Annotated in this window: 19 protein-coding genes, 1 tRNA gene and 2 riboswitches; of the genes, 14 read left to right on the forward strand and 6 right to left on the reverse strand. The window is 55.9% G+C overall.

The window, feature by feature from the left end; all coding sequences use genetic code 11:
* Position 1: 1 nt before the first annotated feature.
* From NYE48_RS04655 to NYE48_RS04670, 4 genes are all read right to left on the reverse strand, one after another.
* The gene (locus NYE48_RS04655; protein ID WP_340997150.1) at positions 2 to 1,024 is read right to left on the reverse strand and encodes a DUF2804 domain-containing protein; all 1,023 of its coding nucleotides are present in this window, start codon (positions 1,022 to 1,024) and stop codon (positions 2 to 4) included.
* A 235-nt stretch (positions 1,025 to 1,259) separates the two neighbouring features.
* Entirely contained in the window at positions 1,260 to 2,489 is a 1,230-nt protein-coding gene (locus tag NYE48_RS04660; protein ID WP_340997152.1) for an MFS transporter, read from the reverse strand.
* A gap of 11 nt (positions 2,490 to 2,500) precedes the next feature.
* Positions 2,501 to 2,896, reverse strand: coding sequence for a MarR family transcriptional regulator (locus NYE48_RS04665; RefSeq protein WP_052147175.1), 396 nt, complete (start codon positions 2,894 to 2,896; stop codon positions 2,501 to 2,503).
* 225 nt (positions 2,897 to 3,121) lie between these two features.
* A complete protein-coding gene (locus tag NYE48_RS04670; RefSeq protein WP_340997154.1) occupies positions 3,122 to 3,739 on the reverse strand; it encodes a PAS domain-containing protein in 618 nt (205 codons plus the stop codon).
* A gap of 253 nt (positions 3,740 to 3,992) precedes the next feature.
* Between NYE48_RS04670 and NYE48_RS04675 the strand changes: the two genes are divergently transcribed.
* Positions 3,993 to 4,346 (forward strand): helix-turn-helix domain-containing protein, encoded by a 354-nt coding sequence (locus NYE48_RS04675; RefSeq protein ID WP_036713100.1) that lies wholly within the window; start codon positions 3,993 to 3,995, stop codon positions 4,344 to 4,346.
* Between the two features lie 196 nt (positions 4,347 to 4,542).
* Here NYE48_RS04675 and NYE48_RS04680 read toward each other — a convergent pair whose 3' ends face one another.
* Positions 4,543 to 5,946: an MFS transporter gene (locus NYE48_RS04680; RefSeq protein WP_340997156.1), complete on the reverse strand. Its 1,404-nt coding sequence runs from the start codon at positions 5,944 to 5,946 to the stop codon at positions 4,543 to 4,545.
* Between the two features lie 137 nt (positions 5,947 to 6,083).
* On the opposite strand from NYE48_RS04680, the gene NYE48_RS04685 reads away from it, so the two are divergent.
* The 7 genes from NYE48_RS04685 to kdpC all read left to right on the forward strand — a co-directional run bounded on the left by NYE48_RS04685 (position 6,084) and on the right by kdpC (position 13,524).
* Complete coding sequence (locus NYE48_RS04685; protein ID WP_340997157.1) at positions 6,084 to 6,926, forward strand: helix-turn-helix transcriptional regulator; 843 nt, start codon at positions 6,084 to 6,086, stop codon at positions 6,924 to 6,926.
* A gap of 137 nt (positions 6,927 to 7,063) precedes the next feature.
* Positions 7,064 to 7,146 (forward strand) — tRNA-Leu (locus NYE48_RS04690).
* Positions 7,147 to 7,617: 471 nt separating this feature from the next.
* Positions 7,618 to 7,824, forward strand: a riboswitch (cyclic di-AMP (ydaO/yuaA leader).
* Positions 7,825 to 7,933: 109 nt separating this feature from the next.
* Positions 7,934 to 8,109: riboswitch (cyclic di-AMP (ydaO/yuaA leader) on the forward strand.
* Between the two features lie 176 nt (positions 8,110 to 8,285).
* The gene (locus NYE48_RS04695; RefSeq protein ID WP_212952198.1) at positions 8,286 to 8,678 is read left to right on the forward strand and encodes a hypothetical protein; all 393 of its coding nucleotides are present in this window, start codon (positions 8,286 to 8,288) and stop codon (positions 8,676 to 8,678) included.
* 220 nt (positions 8,679 to 8,898) lie between these two features.
* The gene (gene kdpF, locus NYE48_RS28165) at positions 8,899 to 8,961 is read left to right on the forward strand and encodes a K(+)-transporting ATPase subunit F (protein ID WP_445324056.1); all 63 of its coding nucleotides are present in this window, start codon (positions 8,899 to 8,901) and stop codon (positions 8,959 to 8,961) included.
* 62 nt (positions 8,962 to 9,023) lie between these two features.
* Complete coding sequence (gene kdpA, locus NYE48_RS04700) at positions 9,024 to 10,700, forward strand: potassium-transporting ATPase subunit KdpA (RefSeq protein ID WP_340997158.1); 1,677 nt, start codon at positions 9,024 to 9,026, stop codon at positions 10,698 to 10,700.
* Between the two features lie 99 nt (positions 10,701 to 10,799).
* Positions 10,800 to 12,830 (forward strand): potassium-transporting ATPase subunit KdpB, encoded by a 2,031-nt coding sequence (gene kdpB / locus NYE48_RS04705; RefSeq protein WP_340997160.1) that lies wholly within the window; start codon positions 10,800 to 10,802, stop codon positions 12,828 to 12,830.
* Between the two features lie 79 nt (positions 12,831 to 12,909).
* Positions 12,910 to 13,524: a potassium-transporting ATPase subunit KdpC gene (gene kdpC / locus NYE48_RS04710; protein ID WP_052147174.1), complete on the forward strand. Its 615-nt coding sequence runs from the start codon at positions 12,910 to 12,912 to the stop codon at positions 13,522 to 13,524.
* 181 nt (positions 13,525 to 13,705) lie between these two features.
* Here the strand turns inward: kdpC and NYE48_RS04715 are convergent, their stop codons facing one another.
* On the reverse strand, positions 13,706 to 14,977 hold the full coding sequence (locus tag NYE48_RS04715) for an Nramp family divalent metal transporter (protein WP_445324057.1): 1,272 nt from the start codon (positions 14,975 to 14,977) through the stop codon (positions 13,706 to 13,708).
* Positions 14,978 to 15,377: 400 nt separating this feature from the next.
* Here NYE48_RS04715 and NYE48_RS04720 point away from each other — a divergent pair, with 400 nt between their 5' ends.
* The 6 genes from NYE48_RS04720 (at position 15,378) to NYE48_RS04745 (ending at position 20,629) form a co-directional block, all read left to right on the forward strand.
* Complete coding sequence (locus tag NYE48_RS04720; RefSeq protein WP_036713108.1) at positions 15,378 to 15,656, forward strand: hypothetical protein; 279 nt, start codon at positions 15,378 to 15,380, stop codon at positions 15,654 to 15,656.
* A gap of 210 nt (positions 15,657 to 15,866) precedes the next feature.
* A complete protein-coding gene (locus tag NYE48_RS04725; protein ID WP_340997161.1) occupies positions 15,867 to 16,292 on the forward strand; it encodes a thiol-disulfide oxidoreductase DCC family protein in 426 nt (141 codons plus the stop codon).
* A gap of 217 nt (positions 16,293 to 16,509) precedes the next feature.
* On the forward strand, positions 16,510 to 17,655 hold the full coding sequence (locus tag NYE48_RS04730) for a hypothetical protein (protein ID WP_340997162.1): 1,146 nt from the start codon (positions 16,510 to 16,512) through the stop codon (positions 17,653 to 17,655).
* On the forward strand, positions 17,648 to 18,892 hold the full coding sequence (locus NYE48_RS04735) for a CpaF family protein (RefSeq protein ID WP_212952309.1): 1,245 nt from the start codon (positions 17,648 to 17,650) through the stop codon (positions 18,890 to 18,892). The genes NYE48_RS04730 and NYE48_RS04735 overlap by 8 nt, the downstream gene beginning before the upstream one ends.
* Positions 18,893 to 18,948: 56 nt before the next feature.
* Positions 18,949 to 19,743: a type II secretion system F family protein gene (locus NYE48_RS04740; protein ID WP_341000599.1), complete on the forward strand. Its 795-nt coding sequence runs from the start codon at positions 18,949 to 18,951 to the stop codon at positions 19,741 to 19,743.
* Between the two features lie 34 nt (positions 19,744 to 19,777).
* Positions 19,778 to 20,629 (forward strand): type II secretion system F family protein, encoded by an 852-nt coding sequence (locus tag NYE48_RS04745; protein ID WP_341000600.1) that lies wholly within the window; start codon positions 19,778 to 19,780, stop codon positions 20,627 to 20,629.
* Positions 20,630 to 20,635 lie beyond the last annotated feature (6 nt).

The following is a 20,635-nucleotide window of genomic DNA, read 5'->3' on the forward strand; positions in this document are numbered from 1 at the left end:
GTCACCAGTGATGGACCGCGTGCTCCACGAACCCCGACATGTCCTTCACGTCGATCACGGTGCCGTCGTCCAGAACGGCTTTGCCGTTGAACCGCCCGAAAATTTGGTGGCAGCGGTTGTCGACGAACAGCATTTTCGTTTCGGTATACCGGTCGTAGATCGGCTCAAAATCCATTTCGAACCGCCCGTCATCGCTGGTGATTTTTTTCGGGGACATGTATCCGCCTGCCGCCAGGTCGACGTACACCTCGTTCAGCTTGTGGGCGTTTCCGTCGTAAAACAGCATATTTTCCGTGGCGGCCTCCGTATTGCCGAACCCGAAGCCGATGTTGAATCCGAAACGTTTGCCGCCGATCCAGGCGCTGCCGCTGCCCCAAACCCATTCATGGCTGAACGGCCAGACGCCGCGTCCCCAGTCGAGAAGTCCGAAAGCCGTTTCCGGCTCGAACGCGATCGTCCGGTCGCCAAACGCGACCGTGCCGCTGGCAGGCATGCAATTGATTTTGTGATTGTAATAAAAATAGCGAGGATCTTCGTCAAACGGCGTTGCAATGACCATCGATTCCAGATCGGGCTGGGAAAGCTCGATATCGACGTCCATCCGGGGGAACGTTTTCGGATCTCGGGTTCGGCAGCGCAAACGGCGGCCGCCTCTGTACACCTCAAACTGCATGTCGATCGTTTTGCGGCGAACGGCCAAATCCCCATGCTCGGCGGAAGCGGGCATGTGCAGCCGGTTGAACGGGAGCGCGATGATTTCTTTTGCGGCGTATGTTTTTTTCTCGTTCAAATCGATCAGCATCGCGGAAACTTCCCCGGCGTAAGAGGCGTGGCCGATGGTCAGCTGGAGGCAGCAATCGTCATTGGACACTTGGTAGAAATCCCATTCCTTGATCCGCCACGGCGGAGCTTTAATATGCTTGCGGTTGTAGCGCATCACGGCTTTGGTCGAATAGCCTTTTTGCATCAAGGTACCGTTCGGGTAGAGCAAATCGGAGAAGGTCGTAATCCGGTGGTTTCGCATGACGGGTCTTCCTCCTTATGTATTGCGATTAGATTTAGAAAGCGTTTACAAAAAACAAAAGACATGTGCCGCTGCATTTTTGCTAAATGGCTTTCACGTTAGGCTTACGGATGTCATGAAACCATTATATGGGGAAGCGGTTCGAAGAATCACCTTAAATTCCAGGGGGCTGCCGGGACTTAAAACGAAGCGTGGAAAAAGACCCCTCCGCGGCGTGCGGAAGGGTCTGCAACGTTTAACCTTCGATCGAGCGGTTGTCCGGGGAAGGCCGGAGCATGGCTTTCGCCCCGTCTTTGGATCGGGTCAGCAGGTACAAGGCATAAATGGCGATAAAGACGCCCAGGAACAACGAGGAATACCGATACATCGTGCCGTAGCTGCTGAAGGCGGCGATTTGCCCCAAAACGAGCGCGCCCACGGCCACCCCGAAGTCGAGCGAGTTGAAATACATGCTGTTCGCCATCCCTTGCCGCTGCGGCGGTACGAGCTGAAGCATCCAGGATTGCAGCGTCGGCTGCAGCGTGCCGAATCCAAGCCCGTAGAAGAGGGCGGCCAGCGCCAAAAAGCCGGTCGACGTCGAATAGGACAGCAGCCACAGCCCGACGATCAAACATGCCGCTGCCGGGATGAGCAGGGCTTTATGGCCTTTTTTGTCGTAAATTTTGCCGGAAATCGGCCGGATCAAAATGACCGCGGCCGCATTAAACAAAAAGAAAAGCGAGGCGTTGGCCAAATGGGCCTCTTTGCCGAACAGGTTCATAAAGCTGAGGAGCCCGCCGTACGTCACGGACATGAGCAGGTTCAGCAGGCTTGGCAGCAGGAGCGCTTTCGGGAATCCCTTTTTCTCCGGGACGGCCGAAAATGCTTTGGGAACGGCGGCGGGCTCCGGCGGTTTAACTTTTTTCGCCAGCGGATAAACAAGAGGGAAAATAAGGGCGATCACGATGATCGTTGCGTACACGAGCGCCGTGAACCCTTGTTTTTCCAGCAGCATGCTGCCGATGACGGGTCCAAGGGACAAGGCTATGCTGGTCGATAAGCCGAAATACCCCATGCCTTCGCCGAGGCGGCGGACCGGAACGATCCCGGATGCCATCGTCGGAAGCGTGGTGCTGCCCATGCCGAAGCCGATGCCGAACACGATCCGCATCGCTAGCAGCAGCGCAAGCGTGCCGCTCCATAGGTAGCCCAGCGTGGCGAGAAGCGCCAGGGCCAGCCCCAGAAACAAGATGACGTTGCGTTTCCCTTTTTCCAGCGCTTTCGCCGAGAAGAGACGGGAGATAATGGCGGATAAAGCAAACACGGTCGTGAACAGGCTGACCGTTAAAGCGCCCGCGTGAAAATGTTCTTTGACGTAACCGGGGAGCGGTGACAAGATCATCTGCAGGTTCAAAAACAGCAGCAGATTGCACACCGTCAGCATGATAAACTCCCGGGTCCACAATTTGTCTTTGGTGTCTTCCATGGTTGTAACCTCTACTCTACAAATATTCGGTCAATATTGGCGTTGATTTGTTTCATAATCTGGTCGAGCGTCTCGAGCTGCTCGTCCGTAATCCCGGCGATCAGCTCGTCGTTCAGGCTGAGCTCCAGCGGCTCGGTTTCGTTCATCAGCTGCTTAACGGCCGGGGTCGCATAGATCAAATAGGCTCTCCGGTCGCCGGGGTCGGGTTTGCGCCGGACGAAGCCCTTTTTGTCGAGAACGTCGAGGATCCGCGTAATGGAGGGCTGGTCTTTGCCGGATCTCAGCGCAAGCTCCTTTTGGTTGATTCCTTCCTGGAGATACACTTGGTACAGCACCGTCCATTGTTCGGGGGTTATGCCGTACGGCTTCAGTCTGCTTGCAAACAGGGAGGACATTTTGCGGGACATGTTGCCGAACCGGAATCCAATCGATTGGTGGGGCAATTTGGACCTTTTCAGAGAGATGCACTCCTTCAATTAATTGTCATAACAATTATATTCATATAAATAGAAATCGTCAACGAAACATCCATAAAATGGAATGTTATTCATTGCGGATGCATACAAGCACGGACGGCATTCGAGCGTCGCGCATCGAAACGACAATCCGGGCATGCGTATGTCAAAGCCGGTTTACGAGCAGGACGATCCGTCCAAAATAGAGGAATACTTCGGATACAGGCGCCGGATGCAGTCCGGACAGATGTCATGGGTGAACTCCGCATGCGTATGTTTTTCGAGAAAACTTTCGACCGAATTCCAAATATCTTGTTCGTCGCGGATTCTTTTGCAGACGGCGCAGATCGGAAGGAGCCCGCGCAGCGTTCGGATTTGGGTCAGGGCCTCCAGCAAATCATGCTCGATCATTTTGCTCTTGGTGATGTCGGTGAAGGACACGGTCATCCCTTTGACGGTATGGCGGCCATCGTCGTAAATCGCCGAGGCTTCGAGCAGATACCACTTATTCGCATGCTGCATCGAGGACTGGATTTCCTGGCGATAATAAGGCAGCGTTCCGTTCAATACGGAATCAAGCTCGTCCGGCGGCCGTCCGTCGGCCTCCGACAGGGCGTAATAAATCTGCATGAAGCTGACGCCGATCCATTCGAACGTTTCGGGAATGCCCGCATCGATCGAATTTTGGACCCAGTTTCGGTTGACGGAGACAATGCAGCCGTCGGCATCGACGACCGCGACGGCCTGCTTGAACGAATCGATGATTTCGGGAAAAGTGAAGCTTGTTTTAGGCAACTAAGGTCGCTCCCTCTATTTGTATTGGAAGTGCTTTATCGCAGGTACGGCGTGCTGGTTCAGGTCTGTCTGACGGGGAGTTCGCATCGGATGTTTGAGGATTGCGTGAATAAGGGAATAAACTTATTTCTCCAATTATTGTTATGTTATAATTACCGTAGCATAAAGAAAAGTATATACTTTTTTACGTCATTTTGCAAGAGAAAAATTACGAAAATACGTCGTCATAAGAATTATCGGAAGGCGGTTTAATATGCAATCCATTTACGAGCGAATCGAATCGTTAATCAAAATGCGGGGGATGACGAAAAAATCGTTTTGCGAGCAGCTCGGCATCAGCACGGGGAACCTGGGGGATTGGAAAAGAGGAAAATCAACGCCGGGTACCCATAAACTCATCGAAATTGCCTCCTTTTTCGACGTCAGCCTCGATTGGCTGATTTTGGGCAAAGACCAGGAGCGTTTTCATTTGAAGGAAAACACAGGTACATATGCATGGGAGGAAGGGGATGACGGCGACGTTCCGTTGTCCGAGAAGGAAAAAGAGTTCATTAGGGAATATATCGAGTTTACGCGTTACCGAAAAAAACAATCGAACGGCGAATGAGCAAATAGAATCGGACGCGACGGCCTTAAGGGACGCATGCGTCCGTTCCTGCAGGAAGGATGGACCGCCGATCCCGATGGGTCAGCCGGATGGCGGCAAGCCTTGAGGGAGCGGCTATCATGGGGGCTTGCCCCGGGACAACGCAAAAAAGAAGCCTTTGCTTTGGGAGCAAGGCTCTTTTTTGTGATTGGGAAAATTAACGTCCAGTCCGCGGGTTACGGCCCTTTCGGCCGATAAAGGCAAACGACAGCAGGCTCCCGGCCAGCAGGACGGCCGCAGTCAGGGCCAGCCCCAGGCGCATCCCCGCCGTCATCGACGGGGCGCCGCCGAGGATCGCGCCGATCATGGCCACGCCCAAGGTCGCGCCCACCTGCCGGCTTGAATTTAATGCGCCCGATGCGGCGCCTGTCTGCTCCCGGGGAACCGCGCTTATGACCGCGGTCATGAGCGCGGGGATGGTGAGGGAAACTCCAAGGCCGATCAGGAACAGGCCGATCAAAGGAAGGGCGTAATCGGAGGTTGAAACCATTCGCAGCTGCAAGATCGTTCCCGCGGCTGCAAGAAGGAATCCTGCGGTCATCGGGATTCTGGCGCCGATCCGGCCGACGATGCGGCCGGTGACGATCGGATTGAATACCAGCGGGATCGTCATCGGAAGGAGGGCCAGGCCTGCCGTATGAGCCGATAATCCGCGCGCTTGTTGAAAAAAGAGCGGCAGCGCGAACAAAATGCCCGACAATCCGATATTGACGGCCATGCCGGCAATCATTCCCGCCGATACGGTTGCGTTTCGAAACATTCCCAGCGGAAGCAGCGGGTCGGGGCCTTTCATTTCGGCCCGCGCAAAGAGAGCCGCGCTGACGAGCGCCAGGACGAAAGCGGCGATCACGATCGGTGATCCCCAGCCGTAAGCCGATCCCTCCATGAGCGCGAAGGATAACGCGGCGATGGCCGTTACAGCCGTCCATTGGCCCGTCCAATCCAGGGGCTGCCGCCGCTTGCGGGCGGTTTCGGCGCCGAGCCGCAGGACGATGGCCAAGCTGATGACGGCAAGCGGCACGTTCAGCAGGAAGATGCTTCGCCACCCGAGCGAATCGGCCAGCAGGCCGCCCGCAACGGGCCCGGCAGCCATGGCGATCCCCGTGACCGCAGCCCAGATGCCAAGCGCCCGGGCTCGTGCGGACGGTTCGGGAAATGCATGGGCAACGAGCGCTAGCGAGGCCGGCGTCAGAGCCGCGCCTCCGATGCCCAAAACGGCGCGCAAGGCGATCAGCAAGCCAAGCGAAGGGGCGGCCGCTGACAAGGCCGAAGCGGCCAGAAACAGGACCAGCCCTCCGGCATAGACGCGGCGCGCTCCCAGTTTGTCGGCCAGCCCGCCCATCGAGAGCAGGAAGCCGGCAAACACGATCGTATACGCATTGACGACCCATTGGAGGCCGGAAATCCCGCCGCCAAGGTCTGCGCGGATCGCGGGCAGCGCGACGCTGACTACCGTCGTGTCCAGCAGCACCATAAAGTATCCGATCGACAGTCCGAGCAGCAGCAGCGCTTTAGCCGGCTTCCAGCGGCCGTCGGACTTGATGTTCATCGCTTTTTCCAAGACAATCCCTCCGTAAAGGCAAAATCGGCAGTCATCGCCGTTACCGGGAAAGTGTATAATGGTTCTTATCATGGGACTAGATGAGGGTTTATCCTAGGAGAAATTCTCCTAGGGAACGGGAAGGGGAGGAGAAGCACTTGTGGGAAAAAGCGGATGGGGAGCGTCTTCGGGAGCTTGCCCAGTTTTTGCGGACCCGGCGCGCCCGGATGACGCCGGAGCAGGCCGGCTTGCCGACGGAGGGGCGCAGGCGGACTCCGGGACTTCGGCGCAGCGAGGTGGCGCTGCTTGCCGGCATCAGCGTCGATTGGTATACGTGGCTGGAACAGGGCCGAAACATACAGGTGTCTTCCCAGGTGCTGGAGAGCATCGCGCGCGCCTTGCAGCTCGATGCCGATGAAAAAAAACATCTGTTTCTGCTTGCCTTGCAGCAGTATCCCCCCGTTTCGGGGGAGGCTGCCGCGGAAATTACGCCTGCGCTTCAGCGGTTTCTGGACCTGCAGGGAACAAGCCCGGCTTACGTGACCGACCAGCGCTTAAACATCGTGGGATGGAACCGGATCGCCAGCATAATATATGGAGAATATGAAACGATGCCGGCAAGGGAACGCAACTCCGTCTGGCGTACGTTTACCTCCCCGGATGTCCGCGGCCTGCTCCAGGAACGTTGGGAAGCCCATGCCCGGCACCGTCTGGCGAAATTTCGGGCAAACTACGCCAAATTCGCCGGGGATCCATGGTGGACGGACTTGATCGGGGAATTAAACCGCGCAAGCGAAGAATTTAGGGCGTGGTGGCCGCGGCATGACGTCTTAAACGGCCCCGAAGGGAAAAAAATCATTCATCATCCGGCCGCGGGCCGGCTCGAAATCGAGCAGGTTTCGTTTGTGACGTCCGACGACCCGGGTTTGACCGTCACGATCAACGTTCCGACGGCGGACGGCGATACGGTCGCCAAGCTGGGCAAGCTGTTGAGGGAATGAACGGGCCGGGTCCCCGGCCCGTTTTTACGCAACGGATCTTGTATTTCACGGGATCGGACTGCATAAAAGAAATAAACTATTTACATATCGTGATAATCGGTGTATAATAACAGAGTTGCTGCAAAAGTTAATATTATGCGGTAGTGGTGGAATGGCAGACACGCTATCTTGAGGGGGTAGTGGGCGTACGCCCGTGGAGGTTCGAGTCCTCTCTACCGCATTGACGATCTGACCGAGAAAATCCCTGTTTTGCAGGGATTTTTTTGTTGCATCGGGCAATGTTTCGCCATCCAAGCGTTCGTTCGTGAAAAGAAGCGTTTGCGCAGCGGGGAATTCCATAGACTCACATATCACGAAAGAGGCCCACGCGGCCTCTTTTTTTGTTTTTATTTTGTTCCATTCTATATGATTTGGGTCGCCATAAGGCAGTAGCCCGCAATTCGATTGGGCCTGGCCGGTTTGCGGAAAAAGGGATCCGTATTCAAAGAAACGCAATAGAAGGGACTTTCGCATCCATTGCCAAAAACGCGAAAAATAGAGAGCATGCGAGAGCTTGGCGCAGATAAACACTTTTGTAAGCGATAACCTGTATGCTAGGGCCGCCATTTTACGCGGATAACGATTTCGCGACTCCTTTACATGCCGCTGCACGCGGGTGTATGATTCAAATCGTAATTGAACATGTTTCCATTTTTTAAAATCGCTGAGTTTCCGTTCGAAGAAGCGGAAATCGGGGGAACCAATCGCGCGTTCCCGTCGTCCGATGTGAGAGTCGGAAGGCAGGGGAGGCGCCGGGGTGAATCCTGCGAAACGGATGCCATGGATCCGATCGCGGGTAGAGCGACTCTCACCGCTCGAATCCGTCAGCTAACCTCGTAAGCGTCGCCTGAGAGAGGAATGATGAAACTTGTGATCGATGAACATCGGCCGCAGGGGATCGGATGACCTCTGTGGTTTTTTATTGCCAAAAACGCAACGTTGCACAAAATGGATGAAAGTCAATAGAAACGTCTTTAACGCTGAATTCCGGCTTTGGCCGGGAGCGGGGGAACCAACGCGCCGTTTGCTTCCACAAGCGGATGGCGCCGGGGTGAATCCCTTTGTCCGAAAACCGGACGGGGGAAGGGCGACTCTCACGCCCGAATCCGTCAGCTAACCTCGTAAGCGTATCGGGAGAGGCCCCATTCGTCGTGAGCGATATTTCATGGCTTTCTTTGGTCATGGATGTTGGAAGCCGCGGGAAAGAATCCTCTTTCCTGCGGCTTTTTTTATTCGGGTCAGCATTTCGGATAAGCATTTTTTAATAAAAGACGCGGTTGTTGGGATCGCCCGATCCAGAAACGAAAGGAGGCGAGAGCCGTGGAAGAGGAACTCATCGTCGTGACGGCCCCGAACGAGGCCGGGCGCAATTTTATCAAGCTTTTGATCTATCTCAAGCGGCCTTTCGCCGCGCTGACGAACAATGCCAAGGAAGAACGCGATCTGAAGAAGCTGGGCGTCTCCAAAGTCATCCGGCTCCATACCAACAACACGGAGGAATGGGTCGTGCCCGAGTGGAGGATCGGCCGGATTTTTATATTCGAAAACAGTTTGAATTTAACGTGCCGTTACTTGCAAATTTGCCGTGCTTGGACGCCGGATTCCATCTACGTAATCACCCGGGCGCATCACTCGCCGGGCATTTACCGGGGGCTTGGGGCGGACCATGTCATTCATACGCTAAACGGCGAGGTCGGTTTTTTGCTGAAGTAACGGTTTGGACGATTGAAACAGGATGCGGAAGGCCGAAGCAAGAAATGTCCGGAGCTTGCAAAAGGCAGGCAGCCGGGCAGAAAAAGGAGAGAGTTTGATCCATGATGGACCTTTTCATGATATTGACGCTGGCGGGCGTGTTCGGAATATTTTTGCTGTTTCTGATGTGGTGCGGCCATATCGTGGACGGGGGAGGAGACGGCAAATGATTGTGGTAATAATGCTGACGGCGTTTGTGTTCATCTACCTGGTGTATGCCCTGATCCATCCGGAACGGTTTTAAAAAAAAGCTGTGCGGGTAAGGCGAAGCCGCCTTCATCCGCGTTTGAAGAGGAGGAAGCGATTTTGGATATGTTGCAGATTGGCATCGTGATCGTGGTGCTGCTGCTATTGGTTAAACCGGTCGGCAGTTACATCTACCACGTTTTTTCTAATGAACCGAATCGGACGGACCGGATTTTCGGTCCCGTGGAAAAGCTTTTTTACGCCATCATCGGCCTTCGGAAGCGCTCGGGAATGAGCTGGAAAACATACGCCCTGAGCATGATCGCAACCAACATCGTGTTGGTGGCCGTAAGTTACGCGGTGCTGAGACTGATGGGCGGGCTGCCGGTCAACCCGAACGGGACGGGAAACATGGACGCCAGCTTGTCCTTCAATACCGTCATCAGTTTCATGACCAATACGAACCTGCAGCATTACAGCGGCGAAAGCGGCATGTCGTATTTGGGGCAGATGATCGTTATCACGATGATGATGTTTACTTCGGCCGCATCCGGCTTGGCCGTGGCGATCGCTTTTATTCGGGGCATCACGCGCCGCGAAGGCGGGCTGGGCAACTTTTTCGAGGATTTCATCAAGGCGCATGTCCGGGTGTTCCTGCCGCTGGCCTTGATCGTCACCCTGGTGCTTGTGGGGTTGAAGGTGCCCCAAACGCTTGATCCGACAGTGACCGTCCATACTTTAAGCGGAGCGGTGCAGCATATTGCGATGGGGCCGGTGGCCTCCTTGGAGTCGATCAAACATCTGGGGACGAACGGGGGCGGTTTTTTCGGAGCGAACTCGTCGCATCCGTTTGAAAATCCAAGTCCGCTCACGAATGTCATTGAAATTTTGAGCATGTGGACGATTTCGGCCGCATTGCCGTACACGTTCGGGCGTTTCGCCAACAACCGCAAGCAGGGCTGGATCATCTTTTCGGCCATGATGGTGCTGTTCCTGGGGTTCCTGTCCCTGACGTACGTATCGGAAAAAAGCGGCAACCCGCTGATCAATCAGTTGGGTATCGATGCCTCGCAGGGCAGCATGGAAGGAAAAGAGGTTCGTTTCGGCGTGGCGCAATCCGCCCTGTTCACGGCCGTGACGACCGCGGCGACCACCGGTTCGGTCAACAACATGCATGATACGCTGACCCCGCTCGGCGGACTGGCTCCGCTGGCGGAGATGATGCTGAACGTCGTCTTCGGCGGCAAAGGCGTCGGTCTTGTCAACATGCTGATGTACGCGATATTGGGCGTGTTCATTTGCGGCCTGATGGTCGGGCGGACGCCGGAGTTTCTTGGGAAAAAAATCGAAAGCCGGGAAATGAAGCTGATCGCCGTCGCGATCCTGGCGCATCCGCTGATCATTCTGGCGCCGACGGCGATTTCGTTTATGACGCATCTCGGCACGGACGCCTTGTCCAATCCGCTGTATCACGGGCTCAGCCAATCGCTGTACGAATATACGTCATCCGCGGCGAACAACGGCTCCGGCTTTGAAGGGCTGGGGGATAACACGGTGTTCTGGAACGTCAGCACGGGGCTCGTCATGCTTCTGGGACGGTATGTATCCATCATCGCGCTGCTGGCGGTGGCGGGCTCGCTGTCCGGCAAGAAGCTCGTTCCCGAATCGATCGGCACCTTCCGGACGGACACGAAGCTGTTTGCCGGCATTTTGGTCGGAACGGTGCTCCTGATCGGGGCGCTGACTTTCCTGCCTGTGCTGGTGCTGGGGCCGATCGCGGAGTTTTTGACGATGTAAGGCCGAATCGGTTGTTTGGAAAATGGACGCGGGAGCGGTTTCGCGGGAAGCATCCCCGTAAAAAGCTCAAAGCGATTGAATAAACGAGGTGGAAAAACCATGGAAGGAAAACGAAAAAGCATGCTGACGGGAAACATCGCAAAGCAGGCGCTGAAGGACAGCTTCATCAAACTGAATCCGGTCGTCATGATGAAAAACCCTGTCATGTTCGTCGTGGAGGTCGGAACGTTCGTCGTCCTGCTGATGGCGCTGTTTCCGGGTTACTTCAATACGACCGGTCGCACCGGCTTTAATTTGGCGGTGTTCCTGATTCTGCTGTTCACGGTCCTGTTCGCCAATTTTGCCGAGGCACTGGCGGAAGGACGGGGAAAGGCGCAGGCCGACTCCCTGAAAAAGACGAAACAGGAAACGACCGCGAACAAATGCGTCGGTTCCGAAATCAAAGTCGTCAACTCGACGGAGCTGCGCAAGGGCGACGTCGTCGTCGTATCCCAGGGCGAAATGATTCCGGGCGACGGCGAGGTCATCGAAGGGCTCGCGTCGGTCGACGAATCGGCGATCACCGGGGAATCGGCTCCGGTCATGAAGGAAGCGGGCGGCGACTTCAGCTCCGTGACCGGGGGAACCCGGGTCGTGAGCGACCGGATCAAGGTCGTCATCACCAGCGACCCCGGGGAGTCGTTTCTCGATCGGATGATCTCGCTCGTCGAAGGCGCGTCGCGCCAGAAAACGCCGAACGAAATTGCGCTTAATACGCTGCTGACCACGCTGACGCTGATTTTTTTGATCGTGGTCGTCACGTTGGCGCCAATTGCCAAGCATTTGGGCGTTTCGCTGGATATTCCGGTGCTCATTTCTTTGCTTGTCTGCCTGATCCCGACGACGATCGGCGGCCTGCTGTCCGCGATCGGGATCGCCGGGATGGACCGGGTGACGCAGTTCAACGTGCTGGCCATGTCCGGGAAGGCGGTGGAAGCCTCCGGCGACATCAACACGATGATCCTTGATAAAACGGGAACGATCACGTACGGGAACCGGATGGCGAGCGAATTTATCCCGGTTGGGGGAGCGGCGCCGGCCGAAACGGCGTATTGGGCGGCTGTCAGCTCGCTGAAGGACGAGACGCCCGAAGGGCGATCCGTTCTGGAGCTGATGAAAAAGCAGCAGCTTGCTTATGATGCCGAGGTGGCGGCCGGCGGCGAGTTTATTGAATTCAAAGCCGAAACCCGCATGAGCGGCATCGATTTGGTGGACGGGCGGCATGTCCGCAAGGGCGCGGTCGACGCGGTGCGGCAGTGGGTGCTCGCCCAAGGCGGCAGCATTCCGGAGGATTTGGCGGCGAAGTCCGACGCGATTGCGTCGGAAGGCGGCACCCCGCTGGCCGTGGCGGTCGGCAGCCGAATCTACGGTTTGATCCATTTGAAGGATACCGTCAAACCCGGGATGAAGGAACGTTTCGGGCAGCTGCGCCAAATGGGCATCAAAACGATCATGTGCACGGGGGATAACCCGCTCACGGCGGCCACCATCGCCCGCGAAGCCGGCGTCGACGAGTTTATCGCCGAAAGCAAGCCGGAGGACAAAATCGCCGTCATCCGCCGCGAGCAGGCCGAAGGCAAGCTGGTTGCGATGACGGGGGACGGAACAAACGACGCGCCTGCGCTCGCCCAGGCGGACGTCGGGATCGCGATGAACAGCGGCACCGTCGCCGCTAAGGAGGCGGCCAACATGGTCGATTTGGATTCCGACCCGTCCAAAATCATCGAAGTCGTGGCGATCGGCAAGCAGCTGCTAATGACGCGCGGCGCGCTCACGACGTTCAGCATCGCAAACGACGTCGCCAAATATTTCGCGATCATTCCGGCGATGTTTATGGCAGCCATTCCGCAGATGAAGGCGCTGAACGTGATGGGGCTGGGTTCTCCGCTGTCCGCGATCCTCAGCGCGCTTATTTTCAATGCGGTCATCATCCCGCTGCTGATTCCGCTCGCGATGAAAGGGGTCAAATACAAACCGATGAGCTCGGCGCGGCTGCTGAGCCGAAACCTGATGATTTACGGGCTCGGCGGCGTCATCGCCCCGTTTGCCGGCATCAAGCTGATCGATCTGGTCGTGCATCTGTGGATCTGACCATGGAGATTGATTTTTAATGGCAGAGAAAAAAAAAGAGAACATTCCTTATCGACGATATGAAAAAGGGTGATATCCAATGAAAACAACGGCGAAATTCGAAGAAATGCCGCACGGCTCCATTTGGATGATGGCGCTGCGCTCCAGCTTGCTGCTGATCATTGTCTGCGGGCTTGCTTATCCGCTGGCCAGCACCGGGCTGGCCCAGCTGATTTTCCCGCATCAAGCCAACGGCAGCATGATCAAGGACAGCTCAGGAAGAACGGTGGGCTCGGAGCTCATCGGACAGACGTTTGCCGATCCATCGTTTTTCCAGGGACGGATCTCCAGCATCGACAATAACGCCGCCGGTTCCGGTTCCAACAACTATGCCCCGTCCAATCCGGAGCTGCTCAAGCGGGTTCAAGCTTCCGTCGCCCGGTGGGAAAAGGAAAATCCGCAGGTTCCGATCGGCAAACTGCCGGTGGACCTGATCACCAATTCCGGCTCGGGGCTTGACCCGCACATCTCGCCTGCGGCCGCCGAGGCGCAAATTCCGCGAATCGGCGCACTCCGGCAGCTTTCCGAGGAGCAGCTGAAGCAGCTGGTCGAAAAAAATACCGAGGGGCGCGACCTGGGCGTGTTCGGCGAAAAGAGAGTGAACGTGCTGAGGCTGAATTTGGCGCTGCAAGAGCTGGCATTAACCAAGAAATAGGTTTCGGAAATAAATCCGGCTGAAAAACCGCAAAAAGAATCCGCCATGGACGTCCCGAAGAAGAGTCCTGGCGGATTTTGTTTGCCGTTGATAGCTTTTATAACTTCTTTAATGCTGAGGGGCTTATGGCACCGGGGAAGCGGTGAGGCGTATGAGGATGAAAGACCAACCGCATCGATCGTCACCCTGCAAAGGTTTGGTAAATAAGAAACGCGTTCAAAACGACGATCACCGCGGACGCGCACCAGGCGAGTATAGCCATCCATGGAGGGTTGGCGAATGTGCCCATGATTTTTTTGTTTCCGGTGAATTGGACGAGCGGAATGACCGCAAACGGGAGCTGGAGCGACAAAATAACCTGGCTTAAGATCAGAAGCTTTTCGGTTCCTTGCTCCCCGGCGACCATCGTGACGATAACGGCGGGAATGACGGCGATCAGCCGCGTAACCAGCCGGCGAAGCCAGGGCGGCAGCTTGATGTCCAGGAAACCCTCCATGACGATTTGCCCGGCCAGCGTGCCCGTCAGCGTCGAGTTTTGCCCGGAGGCGAGCAGCGCAACCCCAAACAAAATGCTTGCGAGCGCGGTCCCGACCAGCGGCGTCAACAAATCATACGCATCGCTGATATCGGCGACTTCCGTCATGCCGGCTTGATGGAAGGTGGCGGCCGAGACGATCAGGATGGCGGCATTGATGAAAAGGGCGAGCGTCAGCGCAATCGCCGAATCCCAAGCGGAGAAGCGGATGGCTTCGCGCTTGCCTTGATCGGAATTCTCATACCGGCGGGTCTGCACGATGGAGGAATGAAGGTACAGGTTATGCGGCATCACCGTGGCTCCGAGAATGGCGATGGCGATATACAGTTTTTCGTGGTCGGCAACCAGATCGGGCGTCGGGATAAAACCTGAAAGGACGCTTTGCATATGGGGCTTGGCCAGCCACAGGTCGACCGCAAAGCAGCTCCCGATCGTCGCCACAAGCACGATGACCAGCGTTTCGATGGCCCGAAAACCTCGATGCTGCAGAAGCAGGATCAGCAAAACGTCAAGCGCCGTAATCAGCACGCCGTACAGCATCGGAATGCCGAACAGCAGCTTCAGGGCGATGGCCGAACCGACCACTTCCGCCAAATCGCATGCGGCAATGGCAAGTTCGCACAAAATCCAAAGGGCAACGGCCGCCGGTTTGCTGTATTGGGTGCGGCAGGCTTGCGCCAGGTCATGGCCGGTGACGATGCCCAGCTTGCTGGAAAGTGATTGGAGCAGCACGGCCATCAGGTTGGACAAAAGAATGACGGACAGCAGCGAATACCCGAAGCCGGCGCCCCCGGCGATGTCCGTCGCCCAGTTTCCCGGATCCATGTAACCGACGGCGACAAGATAACCGGGACCGGCGAAAGCCAGAAATTTCCGGAATGCCGGGCCATTGCGGGGAACTTCCAGCGAATGGTTGATTCCTGTGAGCGAGGAGCGTCTTTTAGGTTTGGTTCAGCCCTTCATTCGGTATCACGCACCTTGTGCACCTTATTAAGGGGTAGTCTTCTAAATGCTCCCGTTTGCTATTCACTTGCGTCCGCTTGAATATTTTTTAGTATAGCGGTGACCGGATGTGGGCAAGCAGAGAGTACGGACTTGGAGGTCATCGACCGCCGGCCGGTTTATGACCGGATTTGCGCCGAAAAAAATTACCAGGCCGCCGCCGGTGCGCCATCGTTTGCGGAGGACGCCGCATTTTCCAGTTTCCAATGGAATAGCGGCGCGCGAAGTGACGCAAGCTTTTATTGACATGAAGTTTAAAATTCTTTAATATGTCTAGGTACTTGATTCAGAAATTTATTATAAACGGGTGATGCATATGTCTTACAGACCAGTGATTGCGAACATGAAGGAAGCCAGCAGCAACGAGCAAAGCGGATTGTACGAATTCATCATGAACCTGGCTGACGGAACAGTGTGCCGCGTGTTCTATAGCCGTTTTCCGGAATGGAAAATGACAAACATCAGCCGATTGCAAAAAACGCCTTGCCCCGTATGCCGCAAAGACTTCATCTGCAAATGCATCGAGAGCTACAAAGGCGAGCTGGAACAGCAAATCGAAGAAAACCAATGGATCGACAAAGCTTTGGCGAAATAAGCTGTCGAACCGAGATACAGGCGCGGGAAGCTACCCGGGCTTTTTTCTTTTTTTTGGATTATGTAAGCCTAATGATACGTCACCCTAAGGTTAAAAGTATCCATACCTGCTTGATCGATAAAAATGCGGCACGTTTTCCCCGCCCCTTTTTTCTGCCATGCTTGATTTCAGGGCAAATACGGCGGATACTAACTTCAGGAGGTGCCGAAAATGGAAAAAGGACGCACGCCTGAAAGCGGCGGCTATGAAGGCATCGTGCTTGTCGATGGAGTCTGTCATTTGTGCCAGGGATTAACCCGTTTTATCATTGAGCGCGACCCGAAGGCAAAGTTCCGCTTCGCATCCTTGCAATCCGGGATCGGGGCCGAGCTGCTGGTCAAAGGCGGTTTGCCCGCAGGCGAGGTGGATACCGTGGTTCTGATCGAAAAGGGGCGCTATTATGTCCGTTCGGAGGCGGTGCTGCGAATCGCCCGGCAATTGAAAATGCCTTGGCCGCTGCTGTATATATTTGTGGCCGTACCAAAGCCCATCCTTGATCGCCTGTACCGTTATGTCGCCCGGAACCGCTACCGCTGGTTCGGCAAGGAGGAGCAGTGTTTGCTCCCGACGCCCGAGTTGAAAAAACGGTTTTTATAGGGAAAGCGCGAGTACTTTTTATCCAAGATATGTCGATAATTTACACATTTTGTATTGTAATTCATTTCAGGATATGGTAAATTCCTAATTAAGTCATGATCAATTTAGGATAGACGAGCTTAATATGAAGCCGATAACGGAAGCACCGTTTGACAGCCGCCTTTGCGGTTGTTCAACGGTGCTTTTTTATGTCTTGGAATGGGGGATGCGAAGGTTTATGGTGCCGTATACGGTGGTCGTTGCCGTCAAAGAGCCGCAGTACTTGGAGCCGCTGCTCCATTACGTGCATGCGGGCGAATACGGAAGCAAATTGCGGATGATCGGTTTTACGAAACAGGAGGCTTTTTTGGAGTTCATGAACGGAGAAGAGCGTCCCGATTTGGTCGTCGGGGACCGGGATATGCTTGAGACTTGGATGGAAGGGGGCAAAACCTGCTCCTGGAAGGTGCTCGGAACGGGCGGCGGCCCGCCTCATGAGATAGCGAAATTTCAGGCGCTTCCCGAATTATGCGAAGCATTGCTTCAGGCCTGTTCCAAGGAAGGAATGCCGGCGGGAAAGGCGGCTCGGAAAGGGGACGGGGCGGTTACGATCGGCTTTGTGTCCGCGGTCGGAGGCAGCGGGAAAACGACGGCAGCGGTCAATATGGCGAAACAGCTTGGCGGATTGGGATGTTCCGTGTTTTACCTGAATCTGGAGGCGATGAACAGCAGCGCCGTTTTTCCCAGGCCCAACCGCAAAGCGGAGGACGCCCAAGGCCTGCCGCGCCTGCTGTACGAGATGAAGGCGGCGCAAGAAAGCAAAAACCCGGCGCCCATTCCGATCGAACCGTTTTCGGTAAAACATCCGGCGATGAAGTGCGATTGGTTCGAGCCGGTATCGAACCGCAACGAAATTCTTCAACTGAGTAAAGCCGACGTACTGAACCTGATCGAACGACTTGCGGCCTGCGGGAGTTACGACGTCGTCATCGCCGATACCGATTCCGGAATGAATGACCGGACGTCCGCCGTCCTGGAGGGGTGCGAGCATTTGGTCTGGATTTTGCTGGACGACCTTATCCATATGTATAAAAGCGGCCAGCAGCTTGCTTACATGGAACGCAGCCATCCCGAGGCATTCGGGCTTGTGGCGGGGAAAAGCCGGTTTATCGTCAACCGTTTCGCCGGCAGCTTGGCCAATACGCCCCCGAAGATCATTCGGGAGATTGACGGAGTCCTTCCTTATATACCGTCCTGGAAACAAAATCATAACGAAGAGCTGCTGCTGAGCTCGCCGATTTTTCAACGCGACATGTTGAAGCTCTGCCGGGATTTGCTCGGGGAAGAGCTGGTCAACGGAACCGGGGTGAAGGGATATGGATGAAGAGCTTTTCAGGCAGCTGCGGGCGGAGGTCCGCTCCGGCCTGGACGTCACGTCGGCTTTGGACAACGACGAGCTGATGAAGTTCATCGAGCGGACGGTGTTCAGCCGCAGGGAGCTGCAGGATCTGACCGCGACGGAAAAAAGAAAGCTGGTCCGGCGCATATTCGATTCGTTCCGCGGGCTCGATATTTTGCAGCCGCTCGTCGATGATCCGGCGATCACGGAAATCATGGTGAACAGCCACCGGGACATTTTTATCGAGCAAAACGGCGAGGTTTCGAAGCTGCCGCTGGAATTCGAGTCCCGGACGAGGCTGGAGGACATCATTCAGACGATCGTGTCCGGCGTGAACCGGGTCGTCAATGAATCGTCGCCGATCGTCGATGCCAGGCTGAAGGACGGCTCCCGCGTCAATATCGTCCTGCCCCCGATCGCGCTCAAAGGTCCGACCATGACGATCCGGAAGTTTCCGGAAAAACCGATGACGATGGACGATTTGACGAGGCGGGGGGCGCTCGGCGAGGAAGCTTCGTTGTTTCTGCAAAAGCTGGTGGCTGGCAAGTACAACATTTTTATCAGCGGCGGCACGGGTTCGGGGAAAACGACCTTCTTGAACGCTTTGTCCCAGTTTATCCCTGGGGACGAGCGCGTGATCACGATCGAGGATTCGGCCGAGCTGCAGATCGTGACCGTGCCGAATCTCGTATCGCTGGAGACCCGCAACGCCAACACGGAGGGACGGGGAGAAATATCGATCCGGGACCTGATCCGGTCTTCGCTGCGGATGCGGCCGAACCGGATCGTCGTCGGGGAGGTGCGCGGCGGCGAAGCCCTGGACATGCTGCAGGCCATGAACACCGGCCATGACGGGTCTTTATCCACCGGGCACGCGAACAGCACGCGCGACATGATCAGCCGGCTGGAGACGATGGTGTTGAGCGGAGCGGAGCTGCCCATCGCCGTCGTTCGGCAGCAGATCGCCTCGGCAATCGATGTTTTCGTCCATCTAAGCAGGCTGCGCGACCGGTCGCGGCGGGTCATGGAAATCAGCGAGGTGGCCGGCCTGGAAAATGGCGAGGTTGTCCTTCATACGCTGTACAAGTTCAGGGAAACCGGAGAAAAGGACGGAAGGATCATTGGGGAGCTGGAGCCCCAGGGACCGCTGCTGAACCAGGACAAGCTGAAAATGGCCGGCATCCGTTATGATCCGCCGGCGTCGAAGGAGGCTGTCGTATGAAAACCGGACATGCGTTCAAAGGGCGCGGCCGCCAGGGATACGCCGGGAGCGGGGGCATGCTGCGCCGCAGCCGCCGTCCCCCAAAAGCAAAGCCTGAAGGGCATAAGCAGCTGCCCGATTACAGCGTCTATGTTTTAAGCCCGTTAGAGCGGGTAATGTGCGTCATCTCCGGAGCCGCCTTGTTTTTTGGCATCGGATACCTGTTTTATCATCAGTGGCTGATGGCGCTTGTGCTTTCGACGGGCGGCCTGCTTGTTCCCCGATTTTGGAGGAAACATATGCTGCAGCGGAGGCGCGCGGCGTTAAACCTGCATTTTAAGCAGGCCCTTTATTCGCTTTCCTCCTCGCTGTCAGCCGGACGATCCGTGGAGAACGGCTTTCGGGAGGCGATTTCCGACTTGCGGATGCTTGATCCGGACGCCGAAAACGATTTGATTACGGAGCTGTCCATCATTTGCGCCCGCTTGGAATATGGGGAACCGATCGAAGACGCGCTTAGGGATTTCAGCCGCAGGGCCTCCATGGAGGACATCACGAATTTCGCGGATGTATTCATCACATGCAAACGGACGGGGGGGGACCTGGTGGAAGTCATCCGGAGAACCTCCTCCATCATCGGCGAAAAGCTGGACATTCAGCAGGAAATCGCCGTTCTCGTGGCCCAGAAAAAATTCGAGTCGAAGGCGCTCCTCGCCGCGCCCATCCTCATGCTGGTGTTCATGAACCTGACCTCGGGCGATTACATGAAGCCGATGTTCGGGGGCATGGGGATGGTCATATCGACGTTTGCGCTACTTGGGCTTGCGGGCTGTTTATTATGGATTATCAAAATTATGAACATCAAAATTTGAGCGGGGTGAGGATGTGGAGCTGATTGCGGTCGTGATGCTGGTTCTGCTGGCGGGTGGTTGGGTGGTGCTGAACCGGATCGGCGGCGCGAAATACCGGAGCGTGACGAAGCTGCATATGGAGGGGCTGCGGCTTAAAAGGTTGGCTCCCCCGATGCTGTATGTTGTGGAGCGATTGAAGCTGATGTCCCGTTTCCCGCTGTTTTTCTTCAAAATTCAGCGCTCGATCCAAAAGCTGAACGGCCAGCGCTACAGCGCCGAATTGACGCTGTTATACGCCGGGGAAATGATGGCTTACGGCTGGCTGCTGCTTATGCTGGGCTGCTTGCTGACGCTCGCCATGAAAGACGCCGCGGGGCTGGCGATCGGCGGGGCGATGGGCGTGCTGGTGCCGGCGGCCATGATCAAGGACATGCACGGCAAGGTCGTCAAGCGCGACCAGGACATTTTGACGGAGCTTCCGGAACTGCTGAACAAAATCGTGCTGCTGGTCGGAGCCGGCGAAACGGTCCAAAAGGCGATCAGCCACTGCGTGGAGCAGAAAAAGCAGCAGGTTCATCATCCGCTCTACCGCGAGCTGATCAAGATGAAGGATGATCTCGAAGGGGGATACTCCTTTCAGCAGTCCTTCGAAAACTTCAGCAAACGCTGCGCCGTTCAGGAGGTTTCGATTTTTACGACGACCGTCCTGCTCAATTTCAGGCGGGGCGGGAGCGACTTCGTGCTGGCATTGACCGATTTGTCCCGGGTTCTGTGGGAGAAACGGAAGGCCATTACGCGGACCCGGGGAGAACAGGCGTCTTCCAAGCTGATCTTTCCGATGGTCGTCATTTTTATGATTGTGATTGTGCTTGTCGGAACGCCTGCTTTTATGATGATGAATTTGTAGGAGGAA

The organism is Paenibacillus sp. FSL M7-1455, from assembly GCF_038004655.1.
Taxonomy (GTDB): Bacteria; Bacillota; Bacilli; order Paenibacillales; family Paenibacillaceae; genus Paenibacillus_AQ; species Paenibacillus_AQ cookii.

Excerpts from the sequence above, each read along its gene's own strand:
- NYE48_RS04665 (WP_052147175.1), bottom strand. The coding sequence starts at position 2,896 with ATGTCCCGCAAAATGTCCTCCCTGTTTGCAAGCAGACTGAAGCCGTAC.
- NYE48_RS04745 (WP_341000600.1), top strand. The coding sequence starts at position 19,778 with ATGCTGGTTCTGCTGGCGGGTGGTTGGGTGGTGCTGAACCGGATCGGC.
- NYE48_RS04735 (WP_212952309.1), top strand. The coding sequence starts at position 17,648 with ATGGATGAAGAGCTTTTCAGGCAGCTGCGGGCGGAGGTCCGCTCCGGC.
- NYE48_RS04655 (WP_340997150.1), bottom strand. The coding sequence starts at position 1,024 with ATGCGAAACCACCGGATTACGACCTTCTCCGATTTGCTCTACCCGAAC.
- kdpC (WP_052147174.1), top strand. The coding sequence starts at position 12,910 with ATGAAAACAACGGCGAAATTCGAAGAAATGCCGCACGGCTCCATTTGG.
- NYE48_RS04660 (WP_340997152.1), bottom strand. The coding sequence starts at position 2,489 with ATGGAAGACACCAAAGACAAATTGTGGACCCGGGAGTTTATCATGCTG.
- NYE48_RS04675 (WP_036713100.1), top strand. The coding sequence starts at position 3,993 with ATGCAATCCATTTACGAGCGAATCGAATCGTTAATCAAAATGCGGGGG.
- NYE48_RS04725 (WP_340997161.1), top strand. The coding sequence starts at position 15,867 with ATGGAAAAAGGACGCACGCCTGAAAGCGGCGGCTATGAAGGCATCGTG.
- NYE48_RS04730 (WP_340997162.1), top strand. The coding sequence starts at position 16,510 with ATGGTGCCGTATACGGTGGTCGTTGCCGTCAAAGAGCCGCAGTACTTG.
- NYE48_RS04720 (WP_036713108.1), top strand. The coding sequence starts at position 15,378 with ATGTCTTACAGACCAGTGATTGCGAACATGAAGGAAGCCAGCAGCAAC.
- NYE48_RS04740 (WP_341000599.1), top strand. The coding sequence starts at position 18,949 with ATGCTGCGCCGCAGCCGCCGTCCCCCAAAAGCAAAGCCTGAAGGGCAT.
- kdpB (WP_340997160.1), top strand. The coding sequence starts at position 10,800 with ATGGAAGGAAAACGAAAAAGCATGCTGACGGGAAACATCGCAAAGCAG.